At 66.6% G+C, this 26,280-nt stretch carries 26 protein-coding genes; 18 read left to right on the top strand and 8 right to left on the bottom strand.

Features of this window, described 5'->3' with window-relative positions; genetic code table 11:
- The first annotated feature begins 1 nt into the window (after position 1).
- From GH664_RS08180 to GH664_RS08190, 3 genes are read left to right on the top strand one after another with little or no spacing between them, the layout of a single operon-like run.
- Positions 2-388: a type II secretion system protein gene (locus GH664_RS08180; RefSeq protein WP_153167553.1), complete on the top strand. Its 387-nt coding sequence runs from the start codon at positions 2-4 to the stop codon at positions 386-388.
- Positions 375-893: a type II secretion system protein gene (locus GH664_RS08185; protein ID WP_153167554.1), complete on the top strand. Its 519-nt coding sequence runs from the start codon at positions 375-377 to the stop codon at positions 891-893. Before GH664_RS08180 ends, GH664_RS08185 begins: the two co-directional genes overlap by 14 nt.
- A gap of 50 nt (positions 894-943) precedes the next feature.
- Positions 944-1,795, top strand: a complete 852-nt coding sequence (locus GH664_RS08190) for a helical backbone metal receptor (RefSeq protein ID WP_153167604.1) — start codon at positions 944-946, stop codon at positions 1,793-1,795.
- On the opposite strand, the gene GH664_RS08195 is transcribed toward GH664_RS08190, so the two are convergent.
- The 3 genes from GH664_RS08195 to GH664_RS08205 all read right to left on the bottom strand — a co-directional run bounded on the left by GH664_RS08195 (position 1,740) and on the right by GH664_RS08205 (position 5,201).
- A complete protein-coding gene (locus GH664_RS08195; protein WP_153167555.1) occupies positions 1,740-2,240 on the bottom strand; it encodes a putative toxin-antitoxin system toxin component, PIN family in 501 nt (166 codons plus the stop codon). The two genes, GH664_RS08190 and GH664_RS08195, sit on opposite strands and share 56 nt — an antisense overlap.
- Before the next feature lie 64 nt (positions 2,241-2,304).
- Positions 2,305-4,131, bottom strand: coding sequence for an alpha/beta hydrolase (locus GH664_RS08200; protein ID WP_153167556.1), 1,827 nt, complete (start codon positions 4,129-4,131; stop codon positions 2,305-2,307).
- Between the two features lie 38 nt (positions 4,132-4,169).
- Positions 4,170-5,201, bottom strand: a complete 1,032-nt coding sequence (locus GH664_RS08205) for an MBL fold metallo-hydrolase (RefSeq protein ID WP_153167557.1) — start codon at positions 5,199-5,201, stop codon at positions 4,170-4,172.
- Positions 5,202-5,359: 158 nt separating this feature from the next.
- On the opposite strand from GH664_RS08205, the gene GH664_RS08210 reads away from it, so the two are divergent.
- From GH664_RS08210 to GH664_RS08235, 6 genes are all read left to right on the top strand, one after another.
- Positions 5,360-5,803, top strand: a complete 444-nt coding sequence (locus GH664_RS08210) for a MerR family DNA-binding transcriptional regulator (protein WP_153167558.1) — start codon at positions 5,360-5,362, stop codon at positions 5,801-5,803.
- A gap of 86 nt (positions 5,804-5,889) precedes the next feature.
- Positions 5,890-6,357, top strand: coding sequence for a PaaI family thioesterase (locus GH664_RS08215; RefSeq protein ID WP_194270355.1), 468 nt, complete (start codon positions 5,890-5,892; stop codon positions 6,355-6,357).
- 64 nt (positions 6,358-6,421) lie between these two features.
- Complete coding sequence (gene can / locus GH664_RS08220; protein WP_153167559.1) at positions 6,422-7,564, top strand: carbonate dehydratase; 1,143 nt, start codon at positions 6,422-6,424, stop codon at positions 7,562-7,564.
- A 35-nt stretch (positions 7,565-7,599) separates the two neighbouring features.
- Positions 7,600-8,811 (top strand): acetyl-CoA C-acetyltransferase, encoded by a 1,212-nt coding sequence (locus GH664_RS08225; RefSeq protein WP_153167560.1) that lies wholly within the window; start codon positions 7,600-7,602, stop codon positions 8,809-8,811.
- A gap of 195 nt (positions 8,812-9,006) precedes the next feature.
- A complete protein-coding gene (locus tag GH664_RS08230) occupies positions 9,007-10,152 on the top strand; it encodes an acyl-CoA dehydrogenase (protein ID WP_153167561.1) in 1,146 nt (381 codons plus the stop codon).
- A 135-nt stretch (positions 10,153-10,287) separates the two neighbouring features.
- Entirely contained in the window at positions 10,288-10,734 is a 447-nt protein-coding gene (locus GH664_RS08235; protein WP_228111435.1) for a hypothetical protein, read from the top strand.
- Between the two features lie 3 nt (positions 10,735-10,737).
- Here GH664_RS08235 and GH664_RS08240 read toward each other — a convergent pair whose 3' ends face one another.
- The gene (locus tag GH664_RS08240; protein WP_153167562.1) at positions 10,738-11,220 is read right to left on the bottom strand and encodes an acyl-CoA thioesterase; all 483 of its coding nucleotides are present in this window, start codon (positions 11,218-11,220) and stop codon (positions 10,738-10,740) included.
- A gap of 506 nt (positions 11,221-11,726) precedes the next feature.
- Here GH664_RS08240 and GH664_RS08245 point away from each other — a divergent pair.
- Positions 11,727-12,233: a hypothetical protein gene (locus GH664_RS08245; RefSeq protein ID WP_153167563.1), complete on the top strand. Its 507-nt coding sequence runs from the start codon at positions 11,727-11,729 to the stop codon at positions 12,231-12,233.
- Between the two features lie 126 nt (positions 12,234-12,359).
- On the opposite strand, the gene GH664_RS08250 is transcribed toward GH664_RS08245, so the two are convergent.
- Together GH664_RS08250 and GH664_RS08255 are read right to left on the bottom strand one after the other, a co-directional pair.
- Positions 12,360-12,914 carry a hypothetical protein gene (locus GH664_RS08250; RefSeq protein WP_153167564.1) on the bottom strand — a complete coding sequence of 185 codons (555 nt, stop codon included), beginning with the start codon at positions 12,912-12,914 and terminating at the stop codon, positions 12,360-12,362.
- On the bottom strand, positions 12,911-13,966 hold the full coding sequence (locus GH664_RS08255; RefSeq protein ID WP_153167565.1) for an AraC family transcriptional regulator: 1,056 nt from the start codon (positions 13,964-13,966) through the stop codon (positions 12,911-12,913). Before GH664_RS08255 ends, GH664_RS08250 begins: the two co-directional genes overlap by 4 nt.
- A 161-nt stretch (positions 13,967-14,127) precedes the next feature.
- Between GH664_RS08255 and GH664_RS08260 the strand changes: the two genes are divergently transcribed.
- Positions 14,128-15,309 (top strand): isovaleryl-CoA dehydrogenase, encoded by a 1,182-nt coding sequence (locus tag GH664_RS08260; protein ID WP_153167566.1) that lies wholly within the window; start codon positions 14,128-14,130, stop codon positions 15,307-15,309.
- 131 nt (positions 15,310-15,440) lie between these two features.
- Complete coding sequence (locus GH664_RS08265) at positions 15,441-16,124, top strand: dienelactone hydrolase family protein (RefSeq protein ID WP_153167567.1); 684 nt, start codon at positions 15,441-15,443, stop codon at positions 16,122-16,124.
- A gap of 195 nt (positions 16,125-16,319) precedes the next feature.
- Here the strand turns inward: GH664_RS08265 and GH664_RS08270 are convergent, their stop codons facing one another.
- Positions 16,320-16,652, bottom strand: coding sequence for a helix-turn-helix domain-containing protein (locus GH664_RS08270; protein WP_153167568.1), 333 nt, complete (start codon positions 16,650-16,652; stop codon positions 16,320-16,322).
- Positions 16,649-16,972, bottom strand: a complete 324-nt coding sequence (locus GH664_RS08275; RefSeq protein ID WP_153167569.1) for a type II toxin-antitoxin system RelE/ParE family toxin — start codon at positions 16,970-16,972, stop codon at positions 16,649-16,651. The genes GH664_RS08270 and GH664_RS08275 overlap by 4 nt, the downstream gene beginning before the upstream one ends.
- 266 nt (positions 16,973-17,238) lie before the next feature.
- Between GH664_RS08275 and GH664_RS08280 the strand changes: the two genes are divergently transcribed.
- The 6 genes from GH664_RS08280 to GH664_RS08305 all read left to right on the top strand — a co-directional run bounded on the left by GH664_RS08280 (position 17,239) and on the right by GH664_RS08305 (position 26,102).
- Positions 17,239-18,069, top strand: coding sequence for a hypothetical protein (locus GH664_RS08280; protein WP_153167570.1), 831 nt, complete (start codon positions 17,239-17,241; stop codon positions 18,067-18,069).
- 456 nt (positions 18,070-18,525) lie between these two features.
- Positions 18,526-20,133: a carboxyl transferase domain-containing protein gene (locus GH664_RS08285; protein ID WP_153167572.1), complete on the top strand. Its 1,608-nt coding sequence runs from the start codon at positions 18,526-18,528 to the stop codon at positions 20,131-20,133.
- Between the two features lie 16 nt (positions 20,134-20,149).
- On the top strand, positions 20,150-20,941 hold the full coding sequence (locus GH664_RS08290) for an enoyl-CoA hydratase/isomerase family protein (protein ID WP_153167574.1): 792 nt from the start codon (positions 20,150-20,152) through the stop codon (positions 20,939-20,941).
- A gap of 238 nt (positions 20,942-21,179) precedes the next feature.
- Positions 21,180-21,845, top strand: a complete 666-nt coding sequence (locus GH664_RS08295; RefSeq protein WP_153167576.1) for a DUF4126 domain-containing protein — start codon at positions 21,180-21,182, stop codon at positions 21,843-21,845.
- 324 nt (positions 21,846-22,169) lie between these two features.
- The gene (locus GH664_RS08300; RefSeq protein WP_153167578.1) at positions 22,170-24,173 is read left to right on the top strand and encodes an acetyl/propionyl/methylcrotonyl-CoA carboxylase subunit alpha; all 2,004 of its coding nucleotides are present in this window, start codon (positions 22,170-22,172) and stop codon (positions 24,171-24,173) included.
- Between the two features lie 240 nt (positions 24,174-24,413).
- Positions 24,414-26,102, top strand: a complete 1,689-nt coding sequence (locus GH664_RS08305) for an AMP-binding protein (protein ID WP_153167579.1) — start codon at positions 24,414-24,416, stop codon at positions 26,100-26,102.
- Positions 26,103-26,280 lie beyond the last annotated feature (178 nt).

Raw genomic sequence — 26,280 nt, forward strand, 5'->3', positions numbered from 1 at the left:
CATGGCGCAGGGACGGACCGCGCGCGGCGGCTTCACGCTGATCGAGCTGCTGGTGGTGATGGCCATCATCGCCACGCTGCTGTCGATCGCCGCACCGCGCTATTTCAACCATCTCGACCGTGCGCGCGAGAACACGCTGCATCAGTCGCTGGCCGTGATGCGCGACGCGATCGACAAGTTTCGCGCCGATACGGGCGCCTACCCCAAGGATCTTGACGAACTGGTGAGCCGTCGCTATCTGCGCGCAGTGCCGGTGGACCCCATCACCGACGCGGCCAGCACCTGGCAGCTCGTGCCGCCGCGCGAAGGCGAGGAGGGCGGTATGGCCGATGTGCGCAGTGGCGCGGCGGGCACTGCACACGACGGGCGGGCCTATGCAGACTGGTAGCGAGAGGCACGCCGAGGGCGGATATACCTACCTGCTGGTGCTGTTCCTGGTTGCCGGACTGGGCCTGTTCGCGGCGCAGGCCGGCGTGGTGTGGCAGGCGGCGACGCAGCGCGAGCGCGAGGCCGAGCTGCTGGCGATCGGCAGCGAGATGGCGCGGGCGCTGGCGCGCTATCGAGACCAGACGCCGGTGGGCCAGCCGCCGTGGCCCGGCCGGCTGGAACAGCTCGTCGAGGATAAACGCTTCCCGACGACACGGCGCCATTTGCGGCGGGTCTATCGCGATCCGCTCACCGGTCGTGCCGAGTGGGGGCTGGTTCGAGAAGGCGAGGCCATCGTCGGCGTTCACAGCCTGTCGAAGCTCACACCCATCCGCCGCCACGAGCTGCCGCCGGCGCTGGATGAAGCAGCCAAGGGGGCTGCAAGCTACACCGAGTGGATCTTCCGCCCGGTTGCGCCGGCCGCGCCGGGCGGCGCATCCAGGGCGCTGAATGGGGCGCGGAGATGAATGCAATGCCTGCAGTCGCAGATGAGAGCCCGCGCGAATGTGTGCGTGGCATGGCGGGTGCCGAGTGCGAAGGCGCGCGCGACGGCACGGCCTGCGTCGACGCCGCGGGCACCCCGCATGGGCCTGCGCGCGGCGAGGTGCGCATCGTCTCCCTGGTGCCGTCACTCACCGAGCTGGTGTGCGAACTGGGCTTGCGCGACGAGCTCGTCGGGCGCACCGGCTTCTGCATCCATCCGCGCGAGGCATTGCGCAGCGTGCCGAAGGTGGGCGGCACCAAGGATGTGAAGCTCGACGTGGTGCGCGCGCTGGCGCCCACCCACCTGATCGTGAACATCGACGAGAACCGGCGCGAGACCGTCGATGAGCTCGCGGCCTTCGTGCCGCACGTGATCGTCACCCACCCTTGCGCGCCGCGCGACAACCTCGCGCTGTACCGGCTGTTCGGCTCCATCTTCGGCTGCGAGGAACGCGCGGCTGCGCTGGAGGCGGATCTGCTGGCGGCGCTGGACGAGGCGGCTGCGGTGGCGGCGGAGCAGCCGCCCGAGCGCGTGCTGTACCTGATCTGGCGCGAGCCGTGGATGACGGTGGCGCGCGATACCTACATCGCGGCGATGCTGGCCGAAGTGGGCTGGCGGACGCTGCCGGATGTCGACGGCGGCGCGGCCGGCGCGGCGCGTTATCCGGCCTTCGACTGGAACGCGCCCTGGCTGGCGGCGGTGCAGCGCGTGCTGTTGTCGTCCGAGCCCTATCGCTTCCGCGAGGCCCATGTCGCCGAGGTACGGGCGCTCGTCGGCCGGGCGGCGATGCTGATCGACGGCGAGATGGCGTCATGGTACGGCAGCCGCGTCATCGCAGGGCTGCGTTATCTGGCAGCGCTGCGGCGACGAAGCGTTCCGGCGTGAGGATGGCGAAGCGTTCCCGCACCAGGCGGTGACGGGCGAGCTTGAGCAGGGCCTTGTCCCGCGTGACGAGATGTGTCGCCATCGCCTGCGCGGCGATCTCGAGGAACTTCTGGTCGTCGCGGTCGCGACACTGCGGGAGCAGGGGCGGCAAGTCGATCGACGCCGGCTGCGGCGGCGCGGCCTCGCGTGTGCCTGGCGTGGCGGCGGGAAGCACCATCACACGCGCCCGGTAGGCGGCGAGCAGTTGGGCCTGCGCTTCGATGGCCACGCCGAACTGCGAGTAGGCGAGCACGCGGCGCAATTCTTCCAGCGCGTCTTCGCGGCTGTGCAGCGTGATCGTGCCGCCGGCAATCAGGCGCTCGAGCGACTGCAGGGCGGGATCGCGAAACATCCAGATCGCCAGCACGGTGTTGGTGTCGAGGACGAGGCGCACTGGAGCATTCATCGGTGAGGAAAAAGAAAAAAGGGAAGGGTCACCCCTTCCCTCTTTCATCATGCGCAGGCTGCGGTCAGGCGGCCTTCTTGGCGTCGATGCGGATCTTCACGAAGGAGCCCGGCGCGTCTTCCAGCACCTTGAGCTTGCCCTTGGCGGGATCGCGCGGCTCGACCTGCTCGCTGTCGTGCGCCGTCACCCAGGACTGCCAGTCGGTCCACCAGGAACCGGCGTGTTGCTGCGAACCTTCGAACCAGGCATCGGAGGTGGCGGGGAGCTTGGCGGCCGAGTTGATCCAGTAGCCGTACTTGTTGGCTGCCGGCGGGTTGACGATGCCGGCGATGTGGCCGGATCCGCCCAGCACGAAGCGCACGGGCCCACCGAAGTTGCGCGCGCCGATGTAGGTGCTCTTCCACGGTGCGATGTGGTCTTCGATCGTCGAGATGAAGTAGCAGGGTGCCTTGATCTTGCCGAGGTCGATCTTGACGCCGTTGATCTCGATGCCGCCCGGCTCGGACAGCTTGTTTTCCATGTACAGCTTGCGCAGGTAGAAGCTGTGCATCTTGGCCGGCATGCGGGTGGAATCGGAGTTCCAGTACAGCAGGTCGAACGGGAACGGGTCCTTGCCCATCAGGTAGTTGTTCACCACGAAGGACCAGATCAGGTCGTTCGAGCGCAGCATGTTGAACGTGCCGGCCATCTCGGAACCTTCGAGGTAGCCGCGTTCGAACATCTTCTTCTCGAGGCTGGAGACCTGGGTCTCGTCGATGAAGACGCCCAGTTCGCCCGGCTCGGAGAAATCGGTCATGGTGGTGAAGAAGGTCGCCGAACCGATGCGGTCGGCCTGCTTCTTGCCGGCCAGGTAGGCCAGCGTGGTGGCGAGCAGCGTGCCGCCCAGGCAGTAGCCCGCCGCATTCACGGTCTTCTCGCCGGTCTGCTTCTCGATCGCGTCGAGCGCCGCGACGATGCCTTCCTGCACGTAGGAATCGAAAGTCTTCTCGGCCAGCTTCTCGTCCGGGTTGACCCAGGAGATCACGAACACCGTATGGCCTTGGTCCACGCACCACTTGATGTACGAGTTCTTCTCGCGCAGGTCGAGGATGTAGAACTTGTTGATCCACGGCGGCACGATCAGCATCGGGCGCTTGTACGCCTTGTCGGTGCTGGGCGTGTACTGCAGCAACTGCATCATGTCGGTCTGGAAGACGACCTTGCCCGGCGTGGTGGCGACGTTCTTGCCCAGCTCGAAGGCGGTGGTGTCGGTCATGCGCACGCGCAATTGACCACCGCCATCCTCGACGTCGCGCAGCAGGTTGTTGAGGCCCTTGATCAGGTTCTGACCGTGGCTCTTGACCGTCTCGCGGAACACTTCCGGGTTGGTCAGCGCGAAGTTGGACGGCGACAGGGCGTCGATGTACTGACGGGTGTAGAAATTGACCTTCTTCTGCGCCTGTTCGTCCATGCCGTCCACGCAGCACACGGTGTCGTGGATGTGGCGCGCGGCGATCAGGTAGGACTGCTTGATGAAGTCGAACAGGAAGTGCTGCTCCCACTCCTCGTCCTTGAAGCGTTTGTCGCCTTTCTCGGGGGCGGCGACCGGTGCGGCGCTCATGCCGGCGAAGCGCATCATCGAGTGCTGCCACAGCGAGAAGTAGTCCCACACCAGGTTCATCTGGGTCTGGGCCAGCTTGTACGGGTTGGCGAGCAGCTTGGCCATCATGTCCATGAAGGCCTGGGCGATGCCCAGCTCGTCGGCCGGGGTATTGACGCCTTTCTTCAACTGGCGCTGGACATGGTCGCTGATCAGGTGCGAAGCGCGGCGGGCGACTTCAGCGTAGGTCTTGGCGACTTCCTGCGGATCGGGCAGTTCGGCGTATTGGGTTTCGGGGGTGGGTGCAGCCATGTTGTCAGGAACTCCTGTTTTGCGATCGTTCTGGGCGTTCAGCTTGTCCGGATGAACCGGATCAGGTCATCGCTGCCGACCACTCGACGAAGCGCGCCCTGCTTTTCGAGGTGGTTGAGGTGGGCAATCGCCTCACCCATGGCAAACATGCTCTGATGGGTGTCGAGCTCGCGCGGAAACAGCGTGCCAAGCAATTCACCCGCGCAGCGCGGCACGCCACACTCGGCCAGCAGTGCGGCGCAGCGGTCGCGGTGATGCTCGGCGAGCTGATCCACTCGCGCGCGTATCCCCTTGAAAGGTTTACCGTGCGATGGTAGCACGAGCGTGTCGTCGGGCAAGCTGCAGAATCCCCTGATTGAGTCGAGGAAGCGGCCCAGCGGGTCGTCATGTGGCGTTGCGGCATACACGCTGATGTTGGTCGAGATCCGCGGCAGCAGCATGTCGCCCGAAATCAGGATGCCGAGCGTCTCGCAGTAAAGGCTGGCGTGCTCCGGCGCGTGGCCGTAGCCGGCGATGACGCGCCAGTCGTTGCCGCCGATACGCAGCGTTTCGCCCTCCAGCATCCGGTTGAATCGCGCCGGCATCGCCGGGATGCCGTGGCGGTAGGCGTTGCCGCGGCTCGCCAGGGCCTCGGCGCGCGCTTCGGCGAGGCCGTGGGCGCGGAACTGCGCCACCATGTCGGCGATCGAGTAGCCCGGCAACTGGTGCCAGATGGCCTGGCCGCCGAGGAACTCGCCCAGCGTCATGTGAATCTCGCCGTCGTCACGCGCGGCGAGCCAGGTGGCGAGGCCGACGTGGTCGGGATGATGATGGGTGACGACGACCCGGCGCAGCGGCCGCGATTCCTCGCCGAGGATGCGCGTCCAGGCGTCGCGCGTGCGGTCGTTGCCGTAGCCGGTGTCCACCGCCACCAGCGCGTCGCCGTCGTCGAGCAGCCAAAGGTTGATGTGGTCGAGCGCGAAGGGCAGGGGCATGCGCACCCAGCGCAGGCCGGGTGCGATGGTCACCGCCGTGCCTTCGGCGGGGAGGTCGGGGAAGGGGTAATCCAGGATGCTGTCGAGTGCGTTCATGATCTCTTTTCGGCTCAGAGGCACGCGCCGTGCCGCGAGGCGTGCGCTGATCGCATGCGCAGCGCGAGGCGGCCGCGAATCAGCGGTTTGGCATGGAGGGCGGGCGGTTGAAGAGCTTTGGGGCTAGAATTTCGAAATTCTGACGCATAACGGCGACTATGGGCGACGAAAAGACCTTCACGATCACCGAGCTCGCGCGCGAGTTCGACATCACGCCACGCGCCATCCGCTTCTACGAGGACGAAGGGCTGCTGACGCCCGCCCGCGCCGGGCGCACGCGGGTCTACAGCAAGGCTGACCGCACCCGGCTGAAGCTCACCCTGCGCGGCAAGCGGCTGGGGCTGTCGCTGGCCGAGATTCGCGAACTGATCGAGATGTACGGTGGTGTGCATGATTCCGTTCCGCAACTGCAGCGTTTCCTGGGCGTGCTCGCCACGCGTCGTGCCGCGCTCGAGCAGCAGCGGCTGGACATCCAGGCGGTGTTGCTCGAGATCGACATGCTCGAACAGCAATGCCACGCGCTGCTCGGCAAGAATGTCGAAGGCGCGGAGGCGGCACGCGAGGAGCTCGAGAAGCACATCAACAGCAGCAGCGACGCTTGATTTTTTTCGTGGTTAATTTACGTTAACGTAAACGTAATTACAACGATGATCCGCCATCAAGGTGGCAGGCCTCGAGGAGACGACTCATGCGACCTGAAATGCCCCAGTTCCAGCCACGCGACCCCGACTACGCCGTACGCGTGCGTGCCAGCTTCGACCTGCAGCAGGCGATGGCGCTGATCGGTGCCGAGCTCGCGGTGGTGGAGCCGGGTTACGTCGAGATCCATCTGCCGCACCGGGCCGAGGTCACCCAGCAGCATGGCTACATCCACGGTGGCGTGGTCGGCATGATCGCCGACTCGGCCGCGGGCTACGCCGCCAACACGTTGACGCCGGCCGACGCCAGCGTGCTGACGGTCGAATACAAGATGAACCTCGTCGCCCCGGCGGACGGCCAGCGTCTTGTGGCGCGCGGCGAGGTGGTACGTCCCGGCCGCACGCTGATCGTCACGCGCGCCGATGTGTACGCCATTCGCGACGAGCAATGGACCTTGTGCGCGATCATGCAGCAGACCATCATGGCCATGCACGGCAAGAAGGAGCGCGAGGGCTGATGCAGCGCCTCCCGCGCCGGCATTTTGTGCCGCCCCTGACCGTCCCCCCGAAGAGGCCTGCGACATGACGACCCGACTGCGTGTGCTGTCCGCATCCGACACCACCGAACTGGAGCAGGTGCGCCAGTTCTTCCGCCACTATGCTGCCTGGCTGGGCGTGGACCTGAGCTACCAGGGATTTGGCGACGAGGTGGCGAACCTGCCCGGCGCCTACGGCGAGGCCGACGGTCGGTTGTTCTTCGCCGAGGTCGATGGCCGCCCGGCCGGCTGCGTGGGCATCCGCCGCTTCTCCGAGGGCGTGTGCGAGGTGAAGCGGTTGTACGTCGATCCCGATCAGCGCGGCCAGGGCCTGGGGCGCAAGCTGGCGCTGGCGGCGATCAAGGCGGCGCAGGCGCTCGGCTACCGGCGCATCCTGCTCGACACGCTGCCGACCATGCGCATCGCGGTGAAGCTTTACCGCGAGCTGGGCTTCACCGAGGCGCCGGCCTATTACCCGTCGCCGGTCGAGGGCACGATCTTCCTGACCCTCGACTTGGCGAAATGGTCCGAGGACGAGGTCAGCAACGAGAACCTGTTCCATCTCTTCGACTACAACCTGGCGTGGTCGCGCCAGATGCAGCAGATCGACCCCGGCTTCTTCGAGAAGCTGTCGCATCTGCAGAACCCGGAATACCTGTGGATCGGCTGTTCCGATTCACGCGTGCCGGCCAACCAGATCATCGGCCTGCTGCCGGGCGAAGTGTTCGTGCATCGCAACGTGGCCAACGTCGTGGTGCATACCGACCTCAACTGCCTGTCGGTGATCCAGTTCGCCGTCGATGTGCTCAAGGTCAAGCACGTCATGGTGGTCGGCCACTACGGCTGCGGCGGCGTCAAGGCGGCGCTCAACCGCGAGCGCGTCGGCCTGGTCGACCTGTGGCTGCGCCATGTGCAGGACGTGCACGTGAAGCACCTGCGCATGGTCGACGATCTGCCGCCCGAACTGCGTCACGACCGCCTGTGCGAGCTCAACGTGCTCGAGCAGGTGGCCAACGTCGCGCAGACGGTGGTGGTGCAGGATGCCTGGCGGCGCGGTCAGCGCCTGACCGTGCATGGCTGGATCTACGGCCTCAAGGATGGCCTGATCCGCGACCTCGGGCTGAACCTCAGCCGCACTGAAGATCTCATGCCGCGCTATGCCTCGGCGCTCCAGGCGCTCGGATCCTGAGCGCGACCCGTACATCAATTCAACAGGAGAGCTCCATGTCTGATCCCGTCGTCATCGTTTCCGTCGCCCGCACGCCGCTGGGCGGTTTCCAGGGCGATCTGTCCAGCCTGACCACGCCGCAGCTCGGCGCCATCGCGATCAAGTCGGCGGTCGAGCGTGCCGGCCTCAAGCCCGAGCAGGTGCAGGAAGTCATCATGGGCTGCGTGCTGCCCGCCGGCCTCGGCCAGGCGCCGGCGCGCCAGGCGGCGCTCGGCGCCGGCCTGCCGCTGTCGGCCGGCTGCACCACGATCAACAAGGTGTGCGGCTCGGGCATGAAGGCCACGATGCTGGCGCACGACCTGATCCTGGCCGGCAGCAACGAGGTGATGGTTGCCGGCGGCATGGAGTCCATGTCCAACGCGCCTTACCTGCTGCCCAAGGCGCGCTCCGGTTACCGCCTCGGCCACGGCCAGATGTTCGACCACATGTTCCTCGACGGCCTGGAAGACAGTTACTCCAAGGAGAACAAGGGCCGCCTGATGGGCACTTTCGCCGAGGACTGCGCCGGCCACTTCAGCTTCACCCGCCAGGCGCAGGACGAGTTCGCAATCTCTTCGACCACCCGCGCACAGGCGGCGATCGAGGGCGGCGCTTTCACCTGGGAGGTGGTGCCGGTCACCGTCTCCGGCCGCAAGGGCGACGTGCTGGTGACGAAGGACGAGCAGCCGCTGAAGGCGCAGATCGACAAGATCCCCACGCTCAAGCCTGCGTTCAAAAAGGACGGCACGGTGACGCCGGCCAACTCGAGCTCGATCTCGGACGGTGCCGCGGCGCTGGTGCTGATGCGCAGGTCGACGGCCGACAAGCTGGGGCTGAAGGCGGTGGCGACGATCGTCGGTCATGCGACGCACGCGCAGGAACCGGCGCTGTTTACCACCGCGCCGGTGGGGGCGATGCAGAAGGTGCTGGCGAAGGCGGGCTGGAGCACCGGCGACGTCGATCTGTGGGAGATCAATGAGGCTTTCGCGGTGGTGACGATGGCGGCGATGCACGAGATGAAGCTGCCGCACGACAAGGTCAACGTGAATGGCGGCGCGTGCGCGCTGGGTCATCCGATCGGCGCGTCGGGCGCGCGCATCCTGGTGACGCTGATCGGCGCGCTGCGCAAGCGCGGCCTGAAGCGCGGCGTGGCCAGCCTGTGCATCGGCGGCGGCGAGGCGACGGCGATGGCGATCGAGGTGGATACGTCGGTGGGCTGCGGCGGCTGAGGCAGGTGATCGTAGGGCGGGCTTCAGCCCGCCTTCGGACGTCGCACAGGAACGCTGCTCCCGAATCCCCGTAGGGCGGGCTTCAGCCCGCCGGCAACCCGCGGGAGCCGTATGTTGGCGGGCTGAAGCCCGCCCTACGGGGTCCAGAACACACGAACACGGGACGGCTATGACCGTCCCTGGAGAGGGAAACACATGATTCTGACTACTGAACAGGAACTGATCCGCGATTCCATCCGCGCCTTCGCGCAGGAGCGCCTGGCGCCTTTCGCTGCCGAATGGGACCGCAACCACACCTTCCCGCGCGAGGCGTTGAAGGAGCTCGCCGAGCTTGGCGCGCTCGGCATGGTGGTGCCCGAGGAGTGGGGCGGTGCCGGCATGGATTACATGAGCCTGGTGCTGGCGCTGGAGGAGATCGCGGCCGGCGACGGGGCGACCTCGACCATCGTCAGCGTGCAGAACTCGCTGCCCTGCGGCATCCTCAACCGCTTCGGCAATGATGCGCAGAAGGAGGCCTGGCTGAAGCCGCTGGCGCGCGGCGAGAAGCTGGGCTGCTTCTGCCTGACCGAGCCGCATGTCGGGTCGGACGCTTCTGCCATCCGCACCTCGGCCGTGCGAGTTCACGACAATGAGGGTGACGGATGGGTGCTGAACGGCGTCAAGCAGTTCATCACCACCGGCAAGCATGCCGACGTGGCCATCGTCTTCGCCGTCACCGACAAGGCCGCCGGCAAGAAGGGCATCACCTGCTTCCTGGTGCCGGCGAACGCGCCCGGCTACCAGGTCGGCCGCATCGAGGAAAAGATGGGCCAGAAGGCGTCCGACACCACGCAGATTTTGTTCGAGAACTGCCGCATCCCGGCGGACTCTGTGATCGGTGCGGAAGGCGAGGGCTACCGCATCGCCCTGTCCAACCTGGAGGCAGGGCGCATCGGCATCGCCGCGCAGTGCCTCGGCATGGCGCGCGCGGCGCTGGAGGCGGCGGTCAAGTATGCGCAGGAGCGCGAGAGCTTTGGCAAGCCGATTTTCGAGCACCAGGCGGTCAACTTCCGCCTCGCCGACATGGCGACGCAACTGGAAGCCGCGCGCCAGTTGGTGTGGCATGCCGCCAGCCTGAAGGACGCGGGCCGTCCCTGCCTCAAGGAAGCCTCGATGGCCAAGCTGTTCGCCTCCGAGATGGCCGAGTGCGTGTGCTCGGACGCCATCCAGGTGCACGGCGGCTATGGCTACGTCACCGACTTCCCGGTCGAGCGCATCTACCGCGACGTGCGCGTGTGCCAGATCTACGAAGGCGCCAGCGACATCCAGAAGCTGGTGATCGGGCGCGCGCTGGCGGGCTGAGGGTCATCCAAGCGCGGCTCGAGGCCGGCCCTTGCCGAAGCAGGCGGGCCGGCCTTGTCGTTGGTGGGCCGGGCGTCGATCCCGACTGGCCCCGCTTCACCTGGCAGTCCGAGGCGCTGGCCCCGCTTCTACGCCATGTCGGCCGCCATCCTTTCCGACCGCAAGGCCTATTACGCCCAACTCGAAGCCGCCCAGAAGATGAGCGCCGCCGCCGCGCCACTCGATCTCACGCCCTGGTTGCACTGGTTCCTCGCCACGCTGCTCCGCGCCATCGAGTCGGCCTCGGCGCAGATCGACCGGGTGCTCGCCAAGAGCCGCTTCTGGCAGCGCCATCGCGAGCAGATCGCAAGCCCGGAGCAGGCCAAGGTGCTCAACCGCCTGCTCGACGGCGACCAGCCCGGGCGGGGCGGATTCGAGCACGGCATCAGCGCCGCGCAATACCAGGCGGTCGCCAGGGTGTCCAAGGCCACCGCCACGCGACATCTGGCTGACCTGGTCGCCAAGGGCTGCCTGGAAAAACTGCCCGGTGGCGGGCGCTCGACCCGCTATCAGTTCCGCTGGCCGGCGGTAGGCGATGTGTAGCGTTCACTCCCCGCCGTGCACCTCGGCGAACTTGCGCTCCATCTCGCGCCGCATCGCACGACGCAGTTCGGCTTCCGTGAAGCGGCGGCGCTCGTCCGGCGTCTGCGGCTGCAGCGGCGGCACCTTGGTCGGGCGGCCGGCGTCATCGACGGCGATCATGGTGAAGAAGCAGCTATTCACATGGCGCACCACCTTGGCGCGGATGTCCTCGGCGATGACCTTGATGCCGACTTCCATCGACGAGTTGCCGGTGTGGTTGACCGAGGCGAGGAAGCTGACCAGCTCGCCGACCTGGATCGGCTGGCGGAACATGACCTGATCGACGCTGAGCGTGACCACGTAGTGGCCGGCGTAGCGGCTGGCGCAGGCGTAGGCCACCTGGTCGAGCAGCTTGAGGATGGTGCCGCCATGGACCTTGCCGGAGAAGTTCGCGGTGTCGGGCGTCATCAGGACGGTCATGGTGAGCTGGTGGGCGGGAAGGTCCATTAGGGGGTCTCGCAGCAGGGAACAAGTGGCGCCTCTGGCGAGGCGCAGGCGGGGGGGACCCAGTGTCCCCCATTTCCGCCCGCTTTCGCTACGCCGCCGGCACCGCGCGATGGCGGCGACGTTTCATCGGGTCGGAAACGTGTCGGCTCCTGTTCCCCGCTCCGCCGTAGCCGAGCCGGGTGCCGATGTTGCCGCTGACGCCGGGCACGATCCACTTGCCGCCGCGCATTTCCGGAAACAGGGGGCGGGATACGGGAGGCGCAAAGCCATGTTTTTCTTCCCGGTGCCACAGCGCGCGAGCTCGCGCGCAGGACTCAAGGCTCGTCCGATCCGGCCGATGAAGGTGCAGATTGGGGGCAAAGCGGCTGCACCATGATGCGGCTCGGGACGCCTTGTGGCGTCCTGCGGCGGCGCTCGCGGCTGAGCACGAAACAAGGGGCAGGCAATCGGAATCGGGGCAACGGGCGCATTGGGCAGGGCGGATGCCGGCCCATCAAGGAGAGCGCATGGCAGTCATTTTCGCGAAGACGGGCAAGGGCCAGGCCGAGATCGCAAACCGTTCCGCCGCCCTCGGCCCGCGGGTCCGGCGGGTGCTGATCTTTGTCGATGGCAGGCGCGCGGTCGAGGATTTGCGTGAGATGTTGCAATACGACGATCTGCAGCACACCCTGGGCGTCCTCGAAGAGGAAGGATTCATCGAGATCGTCGGCAGCAGCGGGCCGCAAGGGACCGCTGCCCCGCCAGATGCATTGCCTTCGATCAGCGCGTTCAGGCAGCATCCGCCGGGCGACGATTCGCTGCGCCTGCAGCAGGCTCGCAATTTCATGCTCAACACGATCAACACCTTCGTCGGCGCCCTGGGCACCAGCTCGCTGCAGGACCGCATCGCCGCCGCTCGTCACCAGGAGGCGTTGCGCCAGTTGTTCGACGAGTGGTATCGCGCCATCGTCAGCTCCCGGGACGGCCGCCGCCAGGCCGAGCACCTGCGGGGCAAACTGCTCGAGCTGATCTGAACCCGACGACGGCGGCCAGGCGCGCGAGTGTCGGTCGGGCGGCGTGGATGATGAACGGCGGCTAGCGGCCGGTGGCTTGCTGCAGCGTTCCCATCCGCGCCGCCACGGCGATCTGCCGCCGGCATCTCAGTGCGGCAGGAAGCGCTGGACGACCGTTGCCGTTCCCGCCGTGAGCAGGTAGCCGACGGCGGCGAGCAGCACGGTGAATTTCAGTCCCGCGCACCAGGTCGCCAGCTTCGCCAATGCTTCGCTGGCGCCGTGATCGAGCATCCGCAGCATCGCCAGATTCTCCATCGCATCGAGCGGGATCGCGGCGAGCACGGCCCAGGCGACGAAGGCGCCGATCATCGGCACCGGATTGCCCGGCGCGTCGGCGAGCATGGCGCAGGCGAGCGAGAGGGCCAGCGGATAGCACAGCAGGAACAGATAATCCCACCGGGTCTGCTCGCGCACCACCGCCTCCAGCCCTTCCCACGCCGTGAGGATGCGTGCCGCACGCTCGCCCGACCAGGCGAATTCCAGCGACAGGATGCCGCCCGGCTCGCGCGTCTTCAGGATCTCGTCCAGCGGCCCGAGGCGGCCGAACATCACGAGGGCGGCCAGCGCGAGCAGAATGCCCAGCAGGAGCCAGCGCTGCGGCCAGGTCAGCAGCAGGGTGAAAGGTGGCGTCAGTGTCGTCATCGGATCGTTTCCCCTGATCGATATGCGCTCGGCGGCGCCCCTGTCCACTCGCGAAACGCCCGCGCGAAGCTCTTCTCGCTGTCGAAGCCCACCGCGGCGGCGATCTGCTTGACCGGCTTCTTCGTCTGCAGCAGCAGCGTGATCGCGCGTTCGCGCCGCGCGTCGTTCTTCAGGCGCTGCAGCGACACGCCTTCGTCCTTCAGTTGCCGATGCAGCGTGCGCACCGACAGGTTGAGGCGTGCCGCGACATCCTCGGCGGTATGGGCGGCGCCCGGGTCGGCGTTCAGGATCTGGCCTACGCTGTGCACCAGCAGGCGGTCGCGGCGGTATTGCAGCACGGTGAGCGGCAGGGCGCGCTGCAGCATCGTCTGCAGCGCGTGTTCGTCGCGGCGCACCGGAAGTTCCAGGTAGCGCGCATCGAAGCTGATGCTGGCGGCGTCGGCAGAGAAGCGCGCCGGGCCGGCGAAAAGGTAGGCGTAGGCCTCGGCATGCGACGGAGCGGGGAAGGGGAAGGCCGCCTCGGTGAGCGCGATGCGCGAATCGACCAGCCAGCAGGCATAGCCGAGCAGGTAGCGCAGCGTGCTGACCAGGCAGAACTCGCGCAGCTCGCCGAGTGCGGTGTGCTCCGCGACGCGGATGGTGGCGCTGCCGCGCTGGCCGGAGCGTGGCGGGATGAGCTCGAAGACGATGTCCTCGGTCAGCAGGCGGTGGTGGCGGCACCAGCGCTTGAGCGCCACTTGCAGCGTCGGCGAAGTGAGCGAGGCGCGGCACAGAATGCCGTAGCTGCCCCACGGGAGCCGCCGCGAGAACCAGCCCAGCGCCTCGTCGTCGAGCTCCTGCATCGCCGTGCCCGACATCACTTCCATCTGCGCCGCGGTGACGCGTGCGCCGGCGTCGTCGAGGAGCGCCGGCGGGATCTGCGCCTGCGCCAGCGCGCTGGCCGGATCCATTCCGCGGCGGCGGTACCCGAGGACGATCGCGCGGATGAAGGCGATCGGCGTGGCGGCGCGGCCGCGGGTGAGTTCGGCAGCCGGGGGGGCGAGGATCTTCATGTGCCGGAATGCTAGCCGGCGTGGCACGAATTGCAACCTCGATGGCACTCGTCGCGCAGCGTGTCCGGCTAATCTCCGCCCAACCTTGGGCATGCGCCGTCCATAATGGATCAGCGCACATCGCCCCACGCGCCAGGACAACCTTGAGGAGGAGACAGCCCATGAACGTGCCCAGCCTGAACTTCAATCTTGGCGAGACCATCGACGCGCTGCGCGACACGCTGCAGGCCTTCTGTGCCGCCGAGATCGCGCCGCGCGCGGCGGAGATCGACCGCGAGAACGAGTTCCCCGCCGACCTGTGGAAGAAGCTGGGCGACCTCGGCGTGCATGGCATGACGGTGAGCGAGGAGTACGGCGGCACCGACATGGGCTACCTCGCCCACATCGTGGCGATGGAGGAGATCTCGCGCGCGTCGGCCTCGGTGGGCCTGTCCTATGGCGCCCACTCCAACCTGTGCATCAACCAGATCCGCCGCAACGGCACCGAGGCGCAGAAGCAGAAATACCTGCCCAGGCTGATCTCGGGCGATCACGTCGGTGCGCTGGCGATGTCCGAGCCCAACGCCGGCTCCGACGTGGTGAGCATGAAGCTGCGCGCCGACCGCAAGGGTGACCGCTTCATCCTCAACGGCAGCAAGATGTGGATCACCAATGGCGGCGACGCCGACACCCTGGTGGTCTATGCCAAGACCGACGTCAATGCCGGGCCGAAGGGCATCACCGCCTTCATCATCGAGAAGGGGATGAAAGGGTTCAGCCACGGCACCCACCTCGACAAGCTCGGCATGCGCGGCTCCAACACCTTCCCGCTGTTCTTCGACGACGTCGAGGTGCCGCTGGAGAACGTGCTCGGCGGCGAGGCCAACATCGGCCGCGGCGTGCAGGTGCTGATGAGCGGCCTCGACTACGAGCGCGCGGTGCTGTCGGGCGGGCCGCTCGGCATCATGGCGGCGTGCATGGACGTGGTCGTGCCCTACCTGCACGAGAGGAAGCAGTTCGATACCCCGATCGGCGAGTTCCAGCTCATGCAGGGCAAGGTCGCCGACCTGTACTCGACCTGGTCCGCCTGCCGCGCCTACGCCTATGCGGTGGGCCAGGCCTGCGACCGCGCCGACCACGCGCGCACGCTGCGCAAGGACGCCGCCGGCGTGATCCTCTACACCGCCGAGAAGGCCACCTGGATGGCCGGCGAAGCGATCCAGACCCTGGGCGGCGTGGGCTATACCAACGAATATGCGGCCGGCCGCCTGTGGCGCGACGCCAAGCTGTACGAGATCGGCGCCGGCACCAGCGAGATCCGCCGCATGCTGATCGGGCGCGAGTTGTTCAGCGAGACGCGCTGAGGCGGGGGCAGACCGGACCGAGCAGCGGCGCGTTGGGCTAGGTCGGAGTACGCATTGCCGCTGCAGGATGCGAGTGCATTTAGGCGGCGGGTAAGCGCTATTCGTTAGCTTGGCGAGAAGGAGAGACGGCCATGCGGAAGTTCCTGCTCTATGTGGTGTTCGTCTTGACGGCCTTCGGTGGGAGCGTCTGGGCACAGATGCCGAAGGGCGAGTACCTGGACGGCAAGGCGTCCCGGGCCGCGGTCATTCTCGCCCACGGGCAGAGTTTGGATCCTGATTCGCAGGTTGTCGGGCCATTGCGCAAGGCGGTCCATCGGGAACTCGGATTCCATACCCTCTCGCTCCAGATGCCGGTGCTTCCTGGCAGAGTCGGCACGGAGTCGCTATTTCTTCAATATGCCTCGACCTTTCCAGAAGCCTACCAGCGGCTTCAAGCTGCAATCGACTTCCTGAGAAAGGAGAAGGGCGTGGAACGCATATATCTCATGGGCTACAGCATGGGAGGTCGAATGACGAGCGCTTTCCTCGCCAACAACGCCGACGCCGGTGTAGCGGGCTTCATTGGCGTTGGTCTCACAGCCGGGGGGCCTGAGCCTTTGAATACGAACTTGAACTTGCGCAGGGTGAACATCCCCGTGATCGACATCTACGCGGAAGAGGACAAGGACGCCAGGTTCGCCGAATTCCGGAGGCCATTCGTGTCGAAGCGCTTCAAGCAGGTGTCGATCCCTGGAGCCAGGCACGACTATCGCGGCTACGACAAGCAGATAGCCGACGCGGTGATCGGATGGCTTCGAGAGCAAGAGCGCAAGTAAGTGCTGACAAGCCCTTGCACTTTTAGTGTGGTCACCCGATTTGATGTTCCTGGAATTTAGGGGTTACCCATTTCTCCTCTTCTCTCCCCATGATCCTTCTCTCCAAGTGACTCCGAACCTCCCGCGAAACTAACCCGGTGGCCGGCCCGGCGGGGGAGGTCAAGTCCGACAGGCTGCTAGGCGCGGCATGCTCGGTCAGGCAACGTGCTCCTGCTTTGGCTCGAAGCGAATCACCAGCCGCTGCCCACAGGCGTCAGCGTACTTGCGCAGGGTCGCCAGGGAAGGGGCGTGCTTGCGACTGCCGATGCTGCCCTCAATGCGGGCCACGACAGGCTGCGACACCCCCATGCGCTCTGCCAGCTCGGTCTGGGTCAGGCCGGCACGCTGGCGGGCGCGCAGCAGTTCGGCAAGGGCGGCGAACTCATCGGCCATGCCCTCGTAGGCTTCACGAAATACTGGGTCGCGCTTGCCGGCTTCCTCTGCGAAGGCGCGCGGATTGAAGGCGACAGGGTTGTATTTCTCACTCATGAGCGGATCTCCTTCATGCGGCGGCGTGCTGCGTCCAAGGCACGCTGCGGGGTTTGCTCGGTCTTTTTGATGAAGCCGTGCAGGATGACGATACGCTTGCCGACAACAGTGCAGAACAAGGCGCGTCCGATACCTTCCTGCCCCTTGGCGCGAATCTCGAACAATCCATCACCCATTGCGCGGGTGTAGGGCAGGCCCAGGTTCGGGCCGTGTTCAACGATGCGCTCCGCAATTCGGATGAAGCTGGCAAGGATGCCGGCGGGCCACTCCATCACCTCGGCTTCCACGGCTTCGTTGAAGAACTCGACGCGGTAACTCATGAGATGAATATAGCTTGTATGTTATAGACAATCAATGCGCTGTCCAATCGGGCCACTCGCGCAACGCAGGGGGGCTTCTTGCGTGAATGATTGAATGCAAGACCTGCCCCTTATCTTCTCTATCTTCTTGTCCATTGTTGATTGGCGAGGCCGTCAATGCGAGGTGGAAGTCATGACGGCCTGCTTGCCTCTTCCGGGTTCGCTGCTATACCAATAGCGTAAGCCGAAATCGCAGCGGCATTCCGCTGCGCCACAAGGAGCCTGCCATGAGTGCCTCTCGAATCTATCTCCCCACCGACTCCTGGGAGCCGGGCGAGTTTCCGGCGGTGCTGGCGATCGGGGATTCGTGGTTCTGGTATCCGCGCAACAACGTCTTGCAGGCCTTGGTTGAGCACAAGCGGCTGAAGGATCCGTACCGGTTCGTCCAGATGCTGGGCAATAACGGTGCCAAGCTCGAAGAGTACGTCTTCGGGCGTTATGCAAAGCAGCTCGAGAAGCATCTGTCGCCAGGTTTCCGCGGCGTCTATTCGGCGATCCTGATCAGCGGCGCTGGTAATGATGCAGTCGATTACCGGCTCGCGCTCAGGCGCAACTGCAGCAGAGCACATTCGGCGGAGGCATGCATCGACGAGGACACCATGGGGGTCTTCATCGGCAAACTTTCGGCGGCGCTCAGCGCATTGCTGCAACGGATCACCGACGCCTACGCCGACGGACCGGTGCAGCGGCCCGACATTTTTCTGCACTCTTACGATTACCCCGTCCCCGACGGCCGCGGCTTCAAGCTCGCCGACCTGAAGATCACCGGTCCGTGGCTGCAGCCGGCGATGGAGGCGCGCCGGGTCGAGGCGGAAATGGTCCTGCGTCGCGGGGTCTGCCGCATCCTGATCGATCGGCTGGCGGCCATGTACGAGCGTTTTGCCGCCACGCACGAACGCGTGTATTTCATCAGTTCAACCGGCTGCCTCGCCTCGGACAACTACAAGAAGGACTGGGACAACGAGTTGCACCCCACCCAGGCCGGATTCAAGCAGGTGGTGGACCGGTGCTGGATTCCAGTGCTGGCGCAGCACGGGTATGCGAAGCCCGCCGGGTGAGTGGTGCCCGGCTTATCCAGAGGCTTGTTCGTCCTGCTTGACGGGTGGCTTACGGGCGCCCCCCTCCCGTGTCCGCTCCTGCTTCTCCTACAGGTTTTTGCGAGCGCTGAGCGAAGTCCAAGGTGCTCCACAGACGAATCAAAGGCCCGTCGCGTTCCGTCGTAAAACCTCCATGCAGGGCCCCGGTCACGATCACCTCTTCTGTCGCAACGCGCTCGACTCCGAGCAGGGTGTCCAACTCCTCAGACTGTGGAGTTACGGTTCCGCGGAAATGGTTGATCCAGACAATGCAATGCAGTCGACAAATCGGCTGGCACGAATTGCGACCATCTTGGCACTCGTCGCGCGCGGCCAGAAGTTAGTCTTGCGCCATAAACCTGCCAAGGGTCGGGCGGGCGTGTGTATTGTTCCCCGATCACCGCGCCCCGCGGGGCAAATACACGAGGACGAGGAGACATGAGCACGATCAAATCTGCCATCAACACCCGCAGCGCGGACTTCCAGTCCAACGCAGCGACGATGCGCGGCCTGGTCGACGACCTGCGCGCGAAGGCGGCGGAAGTCAGCCTGGGTGGCGGCGAAGCGGCGCGCGCCAAGCACACCGCGCGCGGCAAGCTGCTGCCGCGCGACCGCGTCGGCCACCTGCTCGACCCCGGCACGCCCTTCCTCGAAGTGGGGCAGATGGCGGCGTTCGGCATGTACGAGGACGAGGCGCCGAGCGCCGGCGTCATCACCGGCATCGGCCGCGTGCAGGGTGTGGAGTGCATGATCGTGGCCAACGACGCCACGGTGAAGGGAGGCACCTACTACCCGATGACGGTCAAGAAGCACCTGCGCGCGCAGGAGATCGCCGAGCAGAACAACCTGCCCTGTGTCTATCTGGTCGACTCGGGCGGCGCCTTCCTGCCGAAGCAGGACGAGGTCTTCCCCGACCGCGACCACTTCGGCCGCATCTTCTACAACCAGGCCAACATGTCGGCCAAGGGCATCCCGCAGATCGCGGTGGTGATGGGTTCGTGCACCGCCGGCGGCGCCTACGTGCCGGCGATGTCGGACGAGACAGTCATCGTCAAGAACCAGGGCACCATCTTCCTCGGCGGCCCGCCGCTGGTGAAGGCGGCGACCGGCGAAGTGGTGAGCGCCGAAGACCTCGGCGGCGGCGATGTGCACACGAGGCTTTCCGGCGTGGCCGACCATCTGGCCGAGAACGACACCCACGCGCTGTCGATCGCGCGCCGCATCGTCGCCAATCTGAACCGGGTGAAGCCGATCGGCCTCGCCCTGGGAACCGGCGAAGAGCCGATCTACGACCCGGAAGAGATCTACGGCATCGTCCCCACCGACACGCGCAAGCCCTACGACATCCGCGAGATCATCGCGCGCGTGGTCGATGGTTCGCGCTTCGACGAGTTCAAGGCGCGCTATGGAACGACGCTCGTCACCGGCTTCGCCCAGCTCCACGGCTACCCGGTGGGCATCGTCGCCAACAACGGCATCCTGTTCGGCGAGTCGGCGCAGAAGGGCGCGCACTTCATCGAGCTGTGCGGCCAGCGCGGCATCCCGCTGCTGTTCCTGCAGAACATCACCGGCTTCATGGTCGGCCGCAAGTACGAGAACGGCGGCATCGCCAAGGACGGCGCCAAGATGGTGACGGCCGTGGCCACCGTGCAGGTGCCCAAGATCACCACGCTGATTGGCGGCTCCTTCGGCGCCGGCAACTACGGCATGTGCGGCCGCGCCTACAGCCCGCGCTTCCTGTGGATGTGGCCCAACGCACGCATCAGCGTGATGGGCGGCGAACAGGCGGCGAGCGTGTTGTCCACCGTGCGCCGCGACGGCATCGAGGCGAAGGGCGGCGCCTGGAGCAAGGAAGACGAGGAAGCCTTCAAGGCGCCGATCCGCGACCAGTACGAAGTGCAGGGCCACCCCTACTACGCCACCGCGCGCATGTGGGACGACGGCGTGGTCGACCCGGCGCAGACGCGCCGCATCCTCGGCCTCAGCCTGTCGGCCGCGCTGAACGCGCCGATCCAGCCGACCAAGTTCGGCGTGTTCCGGATGTGAAGGGAGCGAAGCGGACATGAGCTACGAAACCCTGGAAATCCTGCGCGACGGTGGCGTGGCGACGATCTGGATGAACCGTCCGGACGTGCACAACGCCTTCAACGCGCAACTGATCGCCGACCTCACCGCCGCCTGCCCCGCGCTCGACGCCGACGACACGGTGCGCGCGGTGGTGCTGGCCGGGCGTGGCAAGAGCTTTTCCGCCGGCGCCGACCTCAACTGGATGAAGGCCGCCGGCCAGGCCAGCGAGGCGGAGAACTTCGCCGACGCGATGAAGCTCGCCGGCATGCTGCGCACCCTGGCCGAGATGCGAAAGCCGACCATCGCCCGCGTGCACGGTGCGGCGCTTGGCGGCGGCATGGGCTTGGCCAGCGCCTGTGACATCTGCGTGGCAGGCGACAAGGCGGTGTTCGCGACCTCGGAAGTCAAGTTCGGCATCATCCCGTCGGCGATCAGCCCCTACGTGATCCGCGCCATCGGCGAGCGCCAGGCCTACCGCTACTTCCAGACCGCCGAGCGCATCGGCGCCGCGCGCGCCGGCCAGATCGGCCTCGCGCACGAGGTGGTGGCAACCGAGGAGATCGATGCCAAGGTGAAGGATGTGGTCGACGCCCTGCTGCAGGGCGGGCCGAAGGCGCAGGCCGCGGCCAAGGACCTGATCCGCGCGGTGGCCAACCGGCCGGTGGGCGACGCGGTGGTGGAAGACACCGCGCGCCGTATCGCCGGGCTGCGCGCCACGCCGGAAGCGAAGGAAGGGCTGGACGCCTTCCTGTCGAAACGGCCGGCGGCTTGGGTGCCGCAGGGCTGAGGAGGCAGAAGGCCGAGACGAGCGACTGTAGGAGCGGGCTTGACCGCGACAGTACGCGTGAGGTCGCGGTCAAGCCCGCTCCTACAGGGCACCGTTCAGGCCTGATCTTGCAGGAGCGGGCTCGACCGCGATGCGGCGCATGAGATTACGACCAGGTCCGTTTCTGCACGGTAATGAAGCGCGGTAGTGCGGCGCTTTGCCCGAATCGGATTTGAGGCAGGAGCTCAAGGAGCACGGCATGGACTTCATCTACGCATGGAGCAGCAAGCTCGATTCCCTGAGCCCCTTGCTCGACTGGCGCGACCTGCCGCTGAACATGGCCTCGCTCGCCGCGCTGGCGGCCGGGCTGGGATGGGCGAGCGGGTTGCGGCTGTACGCGCTGGTGTTCGTGCTCGGCGTGCTCGGGCGATGGGGTGGCGTGCATCTGCCGGGCGACCTGCATGTGCTCACGCATCCGCTGGTGCTGGGCCTGTCGGGGCTGATGCTGTTCGTCGAGTTCTTCGCCGACAAGCTGCCTTGGCTGGATTCGCTGTGGGACGCGGTGCACACCTTCATCCGCATTCCCGCCGGCGCGGCGCTGGCCGCGGCGGTGATGGGCGACCAGGGCAGTGCCGCGCAGGTTGCGGCGGCGCTGGCGGGCGGCACCCTGGCGGCGGGCACGCACTTCGCCAAGGCGGGCGCGCGCATGGCGATCAACGCCTCGCCCGAGCCGGTGACCAACGTTGGCACCTCGCTCGGCGAGGACGCGCTGTTCGCCGGCGGGCTGTGGATGTTGCTGCATCAACCGCTGTGGTTCCTGGTCGCGCTGGTGGCCTTCCTGCTGCTGGCCCTGGCGCTGATCCTGCTGCTGTGGCGCTTCATCGGACGATTGTTCCGGCCGCGGGTGCGGCCGGGAACGACATGAGGAACTGGAGGCCCGGAGGGCAAGGCCGTAGGGCGGGCTTCAGCCCGCCAGCCTGGCCGGGCAGCGTGCTGCTGCAAACGGTCGGCTGAAGCCGACCCTACGACGAAGGGTGCGCCCTAGCCTGTCGCGCTGTGCGAATGAGCCGAAGAGCGCGCCTGGGCGGCACAAGGGATTCACAACATCGAAGCAGAGAAGGTGGAGACGACATGTTCGACAAGATACTTATCGCCAACAGGGGTGACCAGGTGCGCAGCGCCGCAGCGACGAAGTCACATCGCCTTGCATGCGCAGCATGCTCAGGCGATTTCACCGCGGAGAGCACCCATGTTTGACAAGATCCTGATTGCAAACCGCGGTGAAATCGCCTGCAGGGTGATCAAGACCGCCCGCCGCATGGGCATCAAGACGGTGGCGGTGTATTCCGAAGCCGATGCCAACGCCCGCCACGTGCGCCTGGCCGACGAGGCGGTGCTGATCGGCCCGGCTGCGGCGCGTGAAAGCTACCTGGTGGTCGACAAGATCATCGCTGCGGCCAAGGCCACCGGCGCGCAGGCCATCCACCCCGGCTACGGCTTCCTGTCCGAGAACGAGGACTTCTGCGACGCCTGCGAGCGCGAAGGCATCGTCTTCATCGGCCCGCCGGTGTCGGCGATCCGCGCCATGGGCTCCAAGTCCGAGGCCAAGAAGCTGATGGAAGCCGCCAAGGTGCCGCTGACCCCGGGCTACCACGGCGACAACCAGGAAGCCGCGTATCTGCACCAGCAGGCCGACGCCATCGGCTACCCGGTGCTGATCAAGGCCGCGGCCGGCGGCGGCGGCAAGGGCATGCGCCTGGTGGAGAAGTCCGAGGACTTCATCGACCTGCTCGCCTCGTGCAAGCGCGAGGCGATCTCCAGCTTCGGCGACGACCACGTGCTGGTCGAGAAGTACATCACCAAGCCGCGCCACATCGAGATCCAGGTGTTCGGCGACACCCATGGCAACGTGGTGTACCTGTTCGAGCGTGACTGCTCGGTGCAGCGCCGCCACCAGAAGGTGCTGGAGGAGGCGCCTGCGCCCGGCATGACCCCCGAGCGCCGCGCGGCGATGGGCAAGGCGGCGGTCGAGGCGGCCAGGGCGGTGGGCTACGTCGGCGCTGGGACCGTCGAGTTCATTGCCAACCAGGACGGCTCCTTCTACTTCATGGAGATGAACACCCGCCTGCAGGTCGAGCACCCGGTCACCGAGATGATCACCGGCCTGGACCTGGTCGAGTGGCAGTTGCGCGTCGCCTCCGGCGAGAAGCTGCCGCTGGCGCAGGAGCAACTGCAGATCCGCGGCCATGCGCTCGAGGCGCGCATCTACGCGGAAGATCCGGCCAAGGGCTTCCTGCCCTCCACCGGCAAGCTGGTGCATCTGGCGCCGCCGGCCGAAGGGCTGCATGTGCGCGTCGACACCGGCGTCGAGGAAGGCGACGAGATCAGCCCGCACTACGACCCGATGATCGCCAAGCTCATCGTCTGGGACATCAACCGCGACCGCGCGCTGGCGCGCATGCTGCAGGCGCTGGCCGACTACCGCGTGGTGGGCGTGGCCAACAACATCGAGTTCCTGTCGCGCCTGACCGCGTGCCCGGCCTTCGCCACCGCGGACCTGGACACTGGCCTGATCGAGCGCGAGAAGGCCTACCTGTTCCCCGAAGGCGAGGTGGTGCCCGAGGACGTGTGGCTGGTGGCCGCGCTCGCCGAGCTGGTGCGCGAAGGCCAGCGTGCGCAGGAGGCCGCGCGCAGCCACCGCGATCCGCTGTCGCCCTGGCATGCGCGCGACGGCTGGCGGCTGAATGCGAGCGCGAAGCGTGAGCTGGTGTTCCGCCTGGGCGAGACGCAGCAGGCGGTGGACGTCACTTATTGCGCGGGCGCCTTCCGGCTGACGGTGGGTGGGCGCAGCGTGCTCGCGCGCGGCGAGTTGAATCCGCGCGGCCTGCTGCGCGTCGAGCTCGACGGCCTGCGCATGGACGCCACCGTGATCGTCGCCGCCGAAAAGCGCCATGTCTTCCTGCAGGGTCGCACCTGGCCGCTGACCCGCGTCGATCCGCTGCTGCATACCGGCGAAGGAGCGGGCGCGGAAGGCGGCCTGCTGGCGCCGATGCCGGGCAAGGTCATCGCGCTGGTCGCGGCAGAAGGGGCGAAAGTGGAGAAGGGCGCGCCGCTGCTGATCCTGGAGGCGATGAAGATGGAGCACACCATCACCGCGCCGGCCGCCGGCACGGTGAAGGCCTTCCGCTTCGGCGTCGGCGACCAGGTGGGCGACGGCGCCGAGCTGGTGGAGTTCGAGGCCGCGGCCGCCTGATTCGCGGAGCCTTGGGAGGTATTGCAAGGCATCGCGGTCAAGCCCGCTCCTACGGGGCGCGGATGCTGGATCGGCGCATGACGCTGATCCGCACACGGCGTCGCGGTCGCGGGGTGGGTGCAAAACGTTCGGCGGTGCCGTAGGAGCGGGCTTGACCGCGATCCGACGCGTCGAGGCGCGCCCGGCCCCGATCCTGCGGTAAGCGTGAAATACAAGAGAAATGGAGGAGAGAACGACACGATGAGCAACCTGAGCTATGTCCACGGTGCATCCGACAACCAACTGATCGGCCAGACCATCGGCCGCTTCTTCGACGAGGCCTGCGCGCGCCATGCCGAGCGTGACGCACTGGTGGTACGTCACCAGAATGTGCGCCTGAGCTACGCCGCGCTGAAGCAGAAGGTTGATGCGCTGGCCTGCGGCCTGATGCGCCTCGGGCTGGAGCCGGGCGAGCGCGTCGGGATCTGGTCGCAGAACAATGCCGAATGGGCACTGACCCAGTTCGCCACAGCCAAGGCCGGCCTGGTGCTGGTCAACATCAATCCGGCGTACCGCCGCTCCGAGCTCGAGTACGCGCTCAACAAGGTCGGCTGCCGCGCGCTGATCCTGTCGCCGGCGTTCAAGACCAGCAACTACCTCGAGATGATCGCCGACCTCGCGCCCGAGCTCGGCCACTGCGAGCCCGGCCTGCTGCGCAGCCATCAGTTGCCCACGCTGGAATTCGTCATCCGCATGGGCGCCGGGCGCAGCCCCGGCATGCTCAACTTCGACGAGCTGCTGACCGCGCCGACGCGCGAGGAACTCACCGCGCTGGCGCTGCGCGGCGAGAAGCTGCAGTTCGACGACCCGATCAACATCCAGTTCACCTCGGGCACCACCGGCCATCCCAAGGGCGCCACGCTGTCGCACCACAACATCCTGAACAACGGCTACTTCGTCGGCGAAGCGATCCGCCTCGTGCCGGGCGACCGGCTGTGCATCCCGGTGCCGCTGTACCACTGCTTCGGCATGGTGATGGGCAACCTCGGCTGCCTGACCCATGGCGCGACGATGGTCTACCCGGCCGAAGCCTTCGAGCCGCTGTCGGTGCTGGAGGCGGTGGCGGAGGAGAAATGCACCGGCCTGTACGGCGTGCCGACGATGTTCATCGCCGCGCTCGACCATCCGCGCTTCGCCGAGTTCGACATCGCCAGCCTGCGCACCGGCATCATGGCCGGCAGCCCGTGCCCGATCGAGGTCATGAAGCGCGTGATCGAGCGCATGAACATGCGCGAGGTGACCATCGCCTACGGCATGACCGAGACCTCGCCGGTGAGCTTCCAGAGCGGCACCGACGACCCGATCGACCGCCGCGTATCCACCGTGGGCCGCATCCAGCCGCACCTCGAAGTGAAGATCGTCGATAACGAAGGCCGCATCGTGCCGCGCGGCATGCCCGGCGAGCTGTGCACCCGCGGCTACTCGGTGATGCTCGGCTACTGGGGCGACGAGGCCAAGACCAGGGAGGCGATCGATGCCGGCGGCTGGATGCACACCGGCGACCTCGCGGTGATCGACGACGAGGGCTACTGCAACATCGTCGGCCGCATCAAGGACATGGTGATCCGCGGCGGCGAGAACATCTACCCGCGCGAGATCGAGGAATTCCTCTACTCGCACCCGAAGATCCTCGACGTGCAGGTGGTCGGTGTGCCCGACGAGAAGTACGGCGAAGAACTGTGTGCCTGGATCATCCTGCGCGAGGAAGGCTCGCTCACCGAGGCCGACGTGCGCGCCTACTGCCAGGGGCAGATCGCGCACTACAAGATCCCGCGCCACATCCGCTTCGTCGACAGCTTCCCGATGACGGTGACGGGCAAGATCCAGAAGTTCATGATCCGCGAGACGATGAAGCGGGAACTGGGGCTGGACGAGGCGAAGACGGCCTGAGAGCGTGAGAGTTTTTCTCCAATCTCGCCAGGTTGTGCTGGGACTGGCATGCTCCGAGACATGAACGAGACCGAAGGTCATAACGGATCGCCGGCCAGCCTGTTCGATGACCTGCCGGCTGTCGAGGAACAACAGGTGATCGCGGCGAAGCAGGCGCGGGCGGCTTCACGCCGGCAAG

The sequence above is a fragment of the Thauera sp. 2A1 genome (assembly GCF_009469595.2).
Classification (GTDB): domain Bacteria; phylum Pseudomonadota; class Gammaproteobacteria; order Burkholderiales; family Rhodocyclaceae; genus Thauera.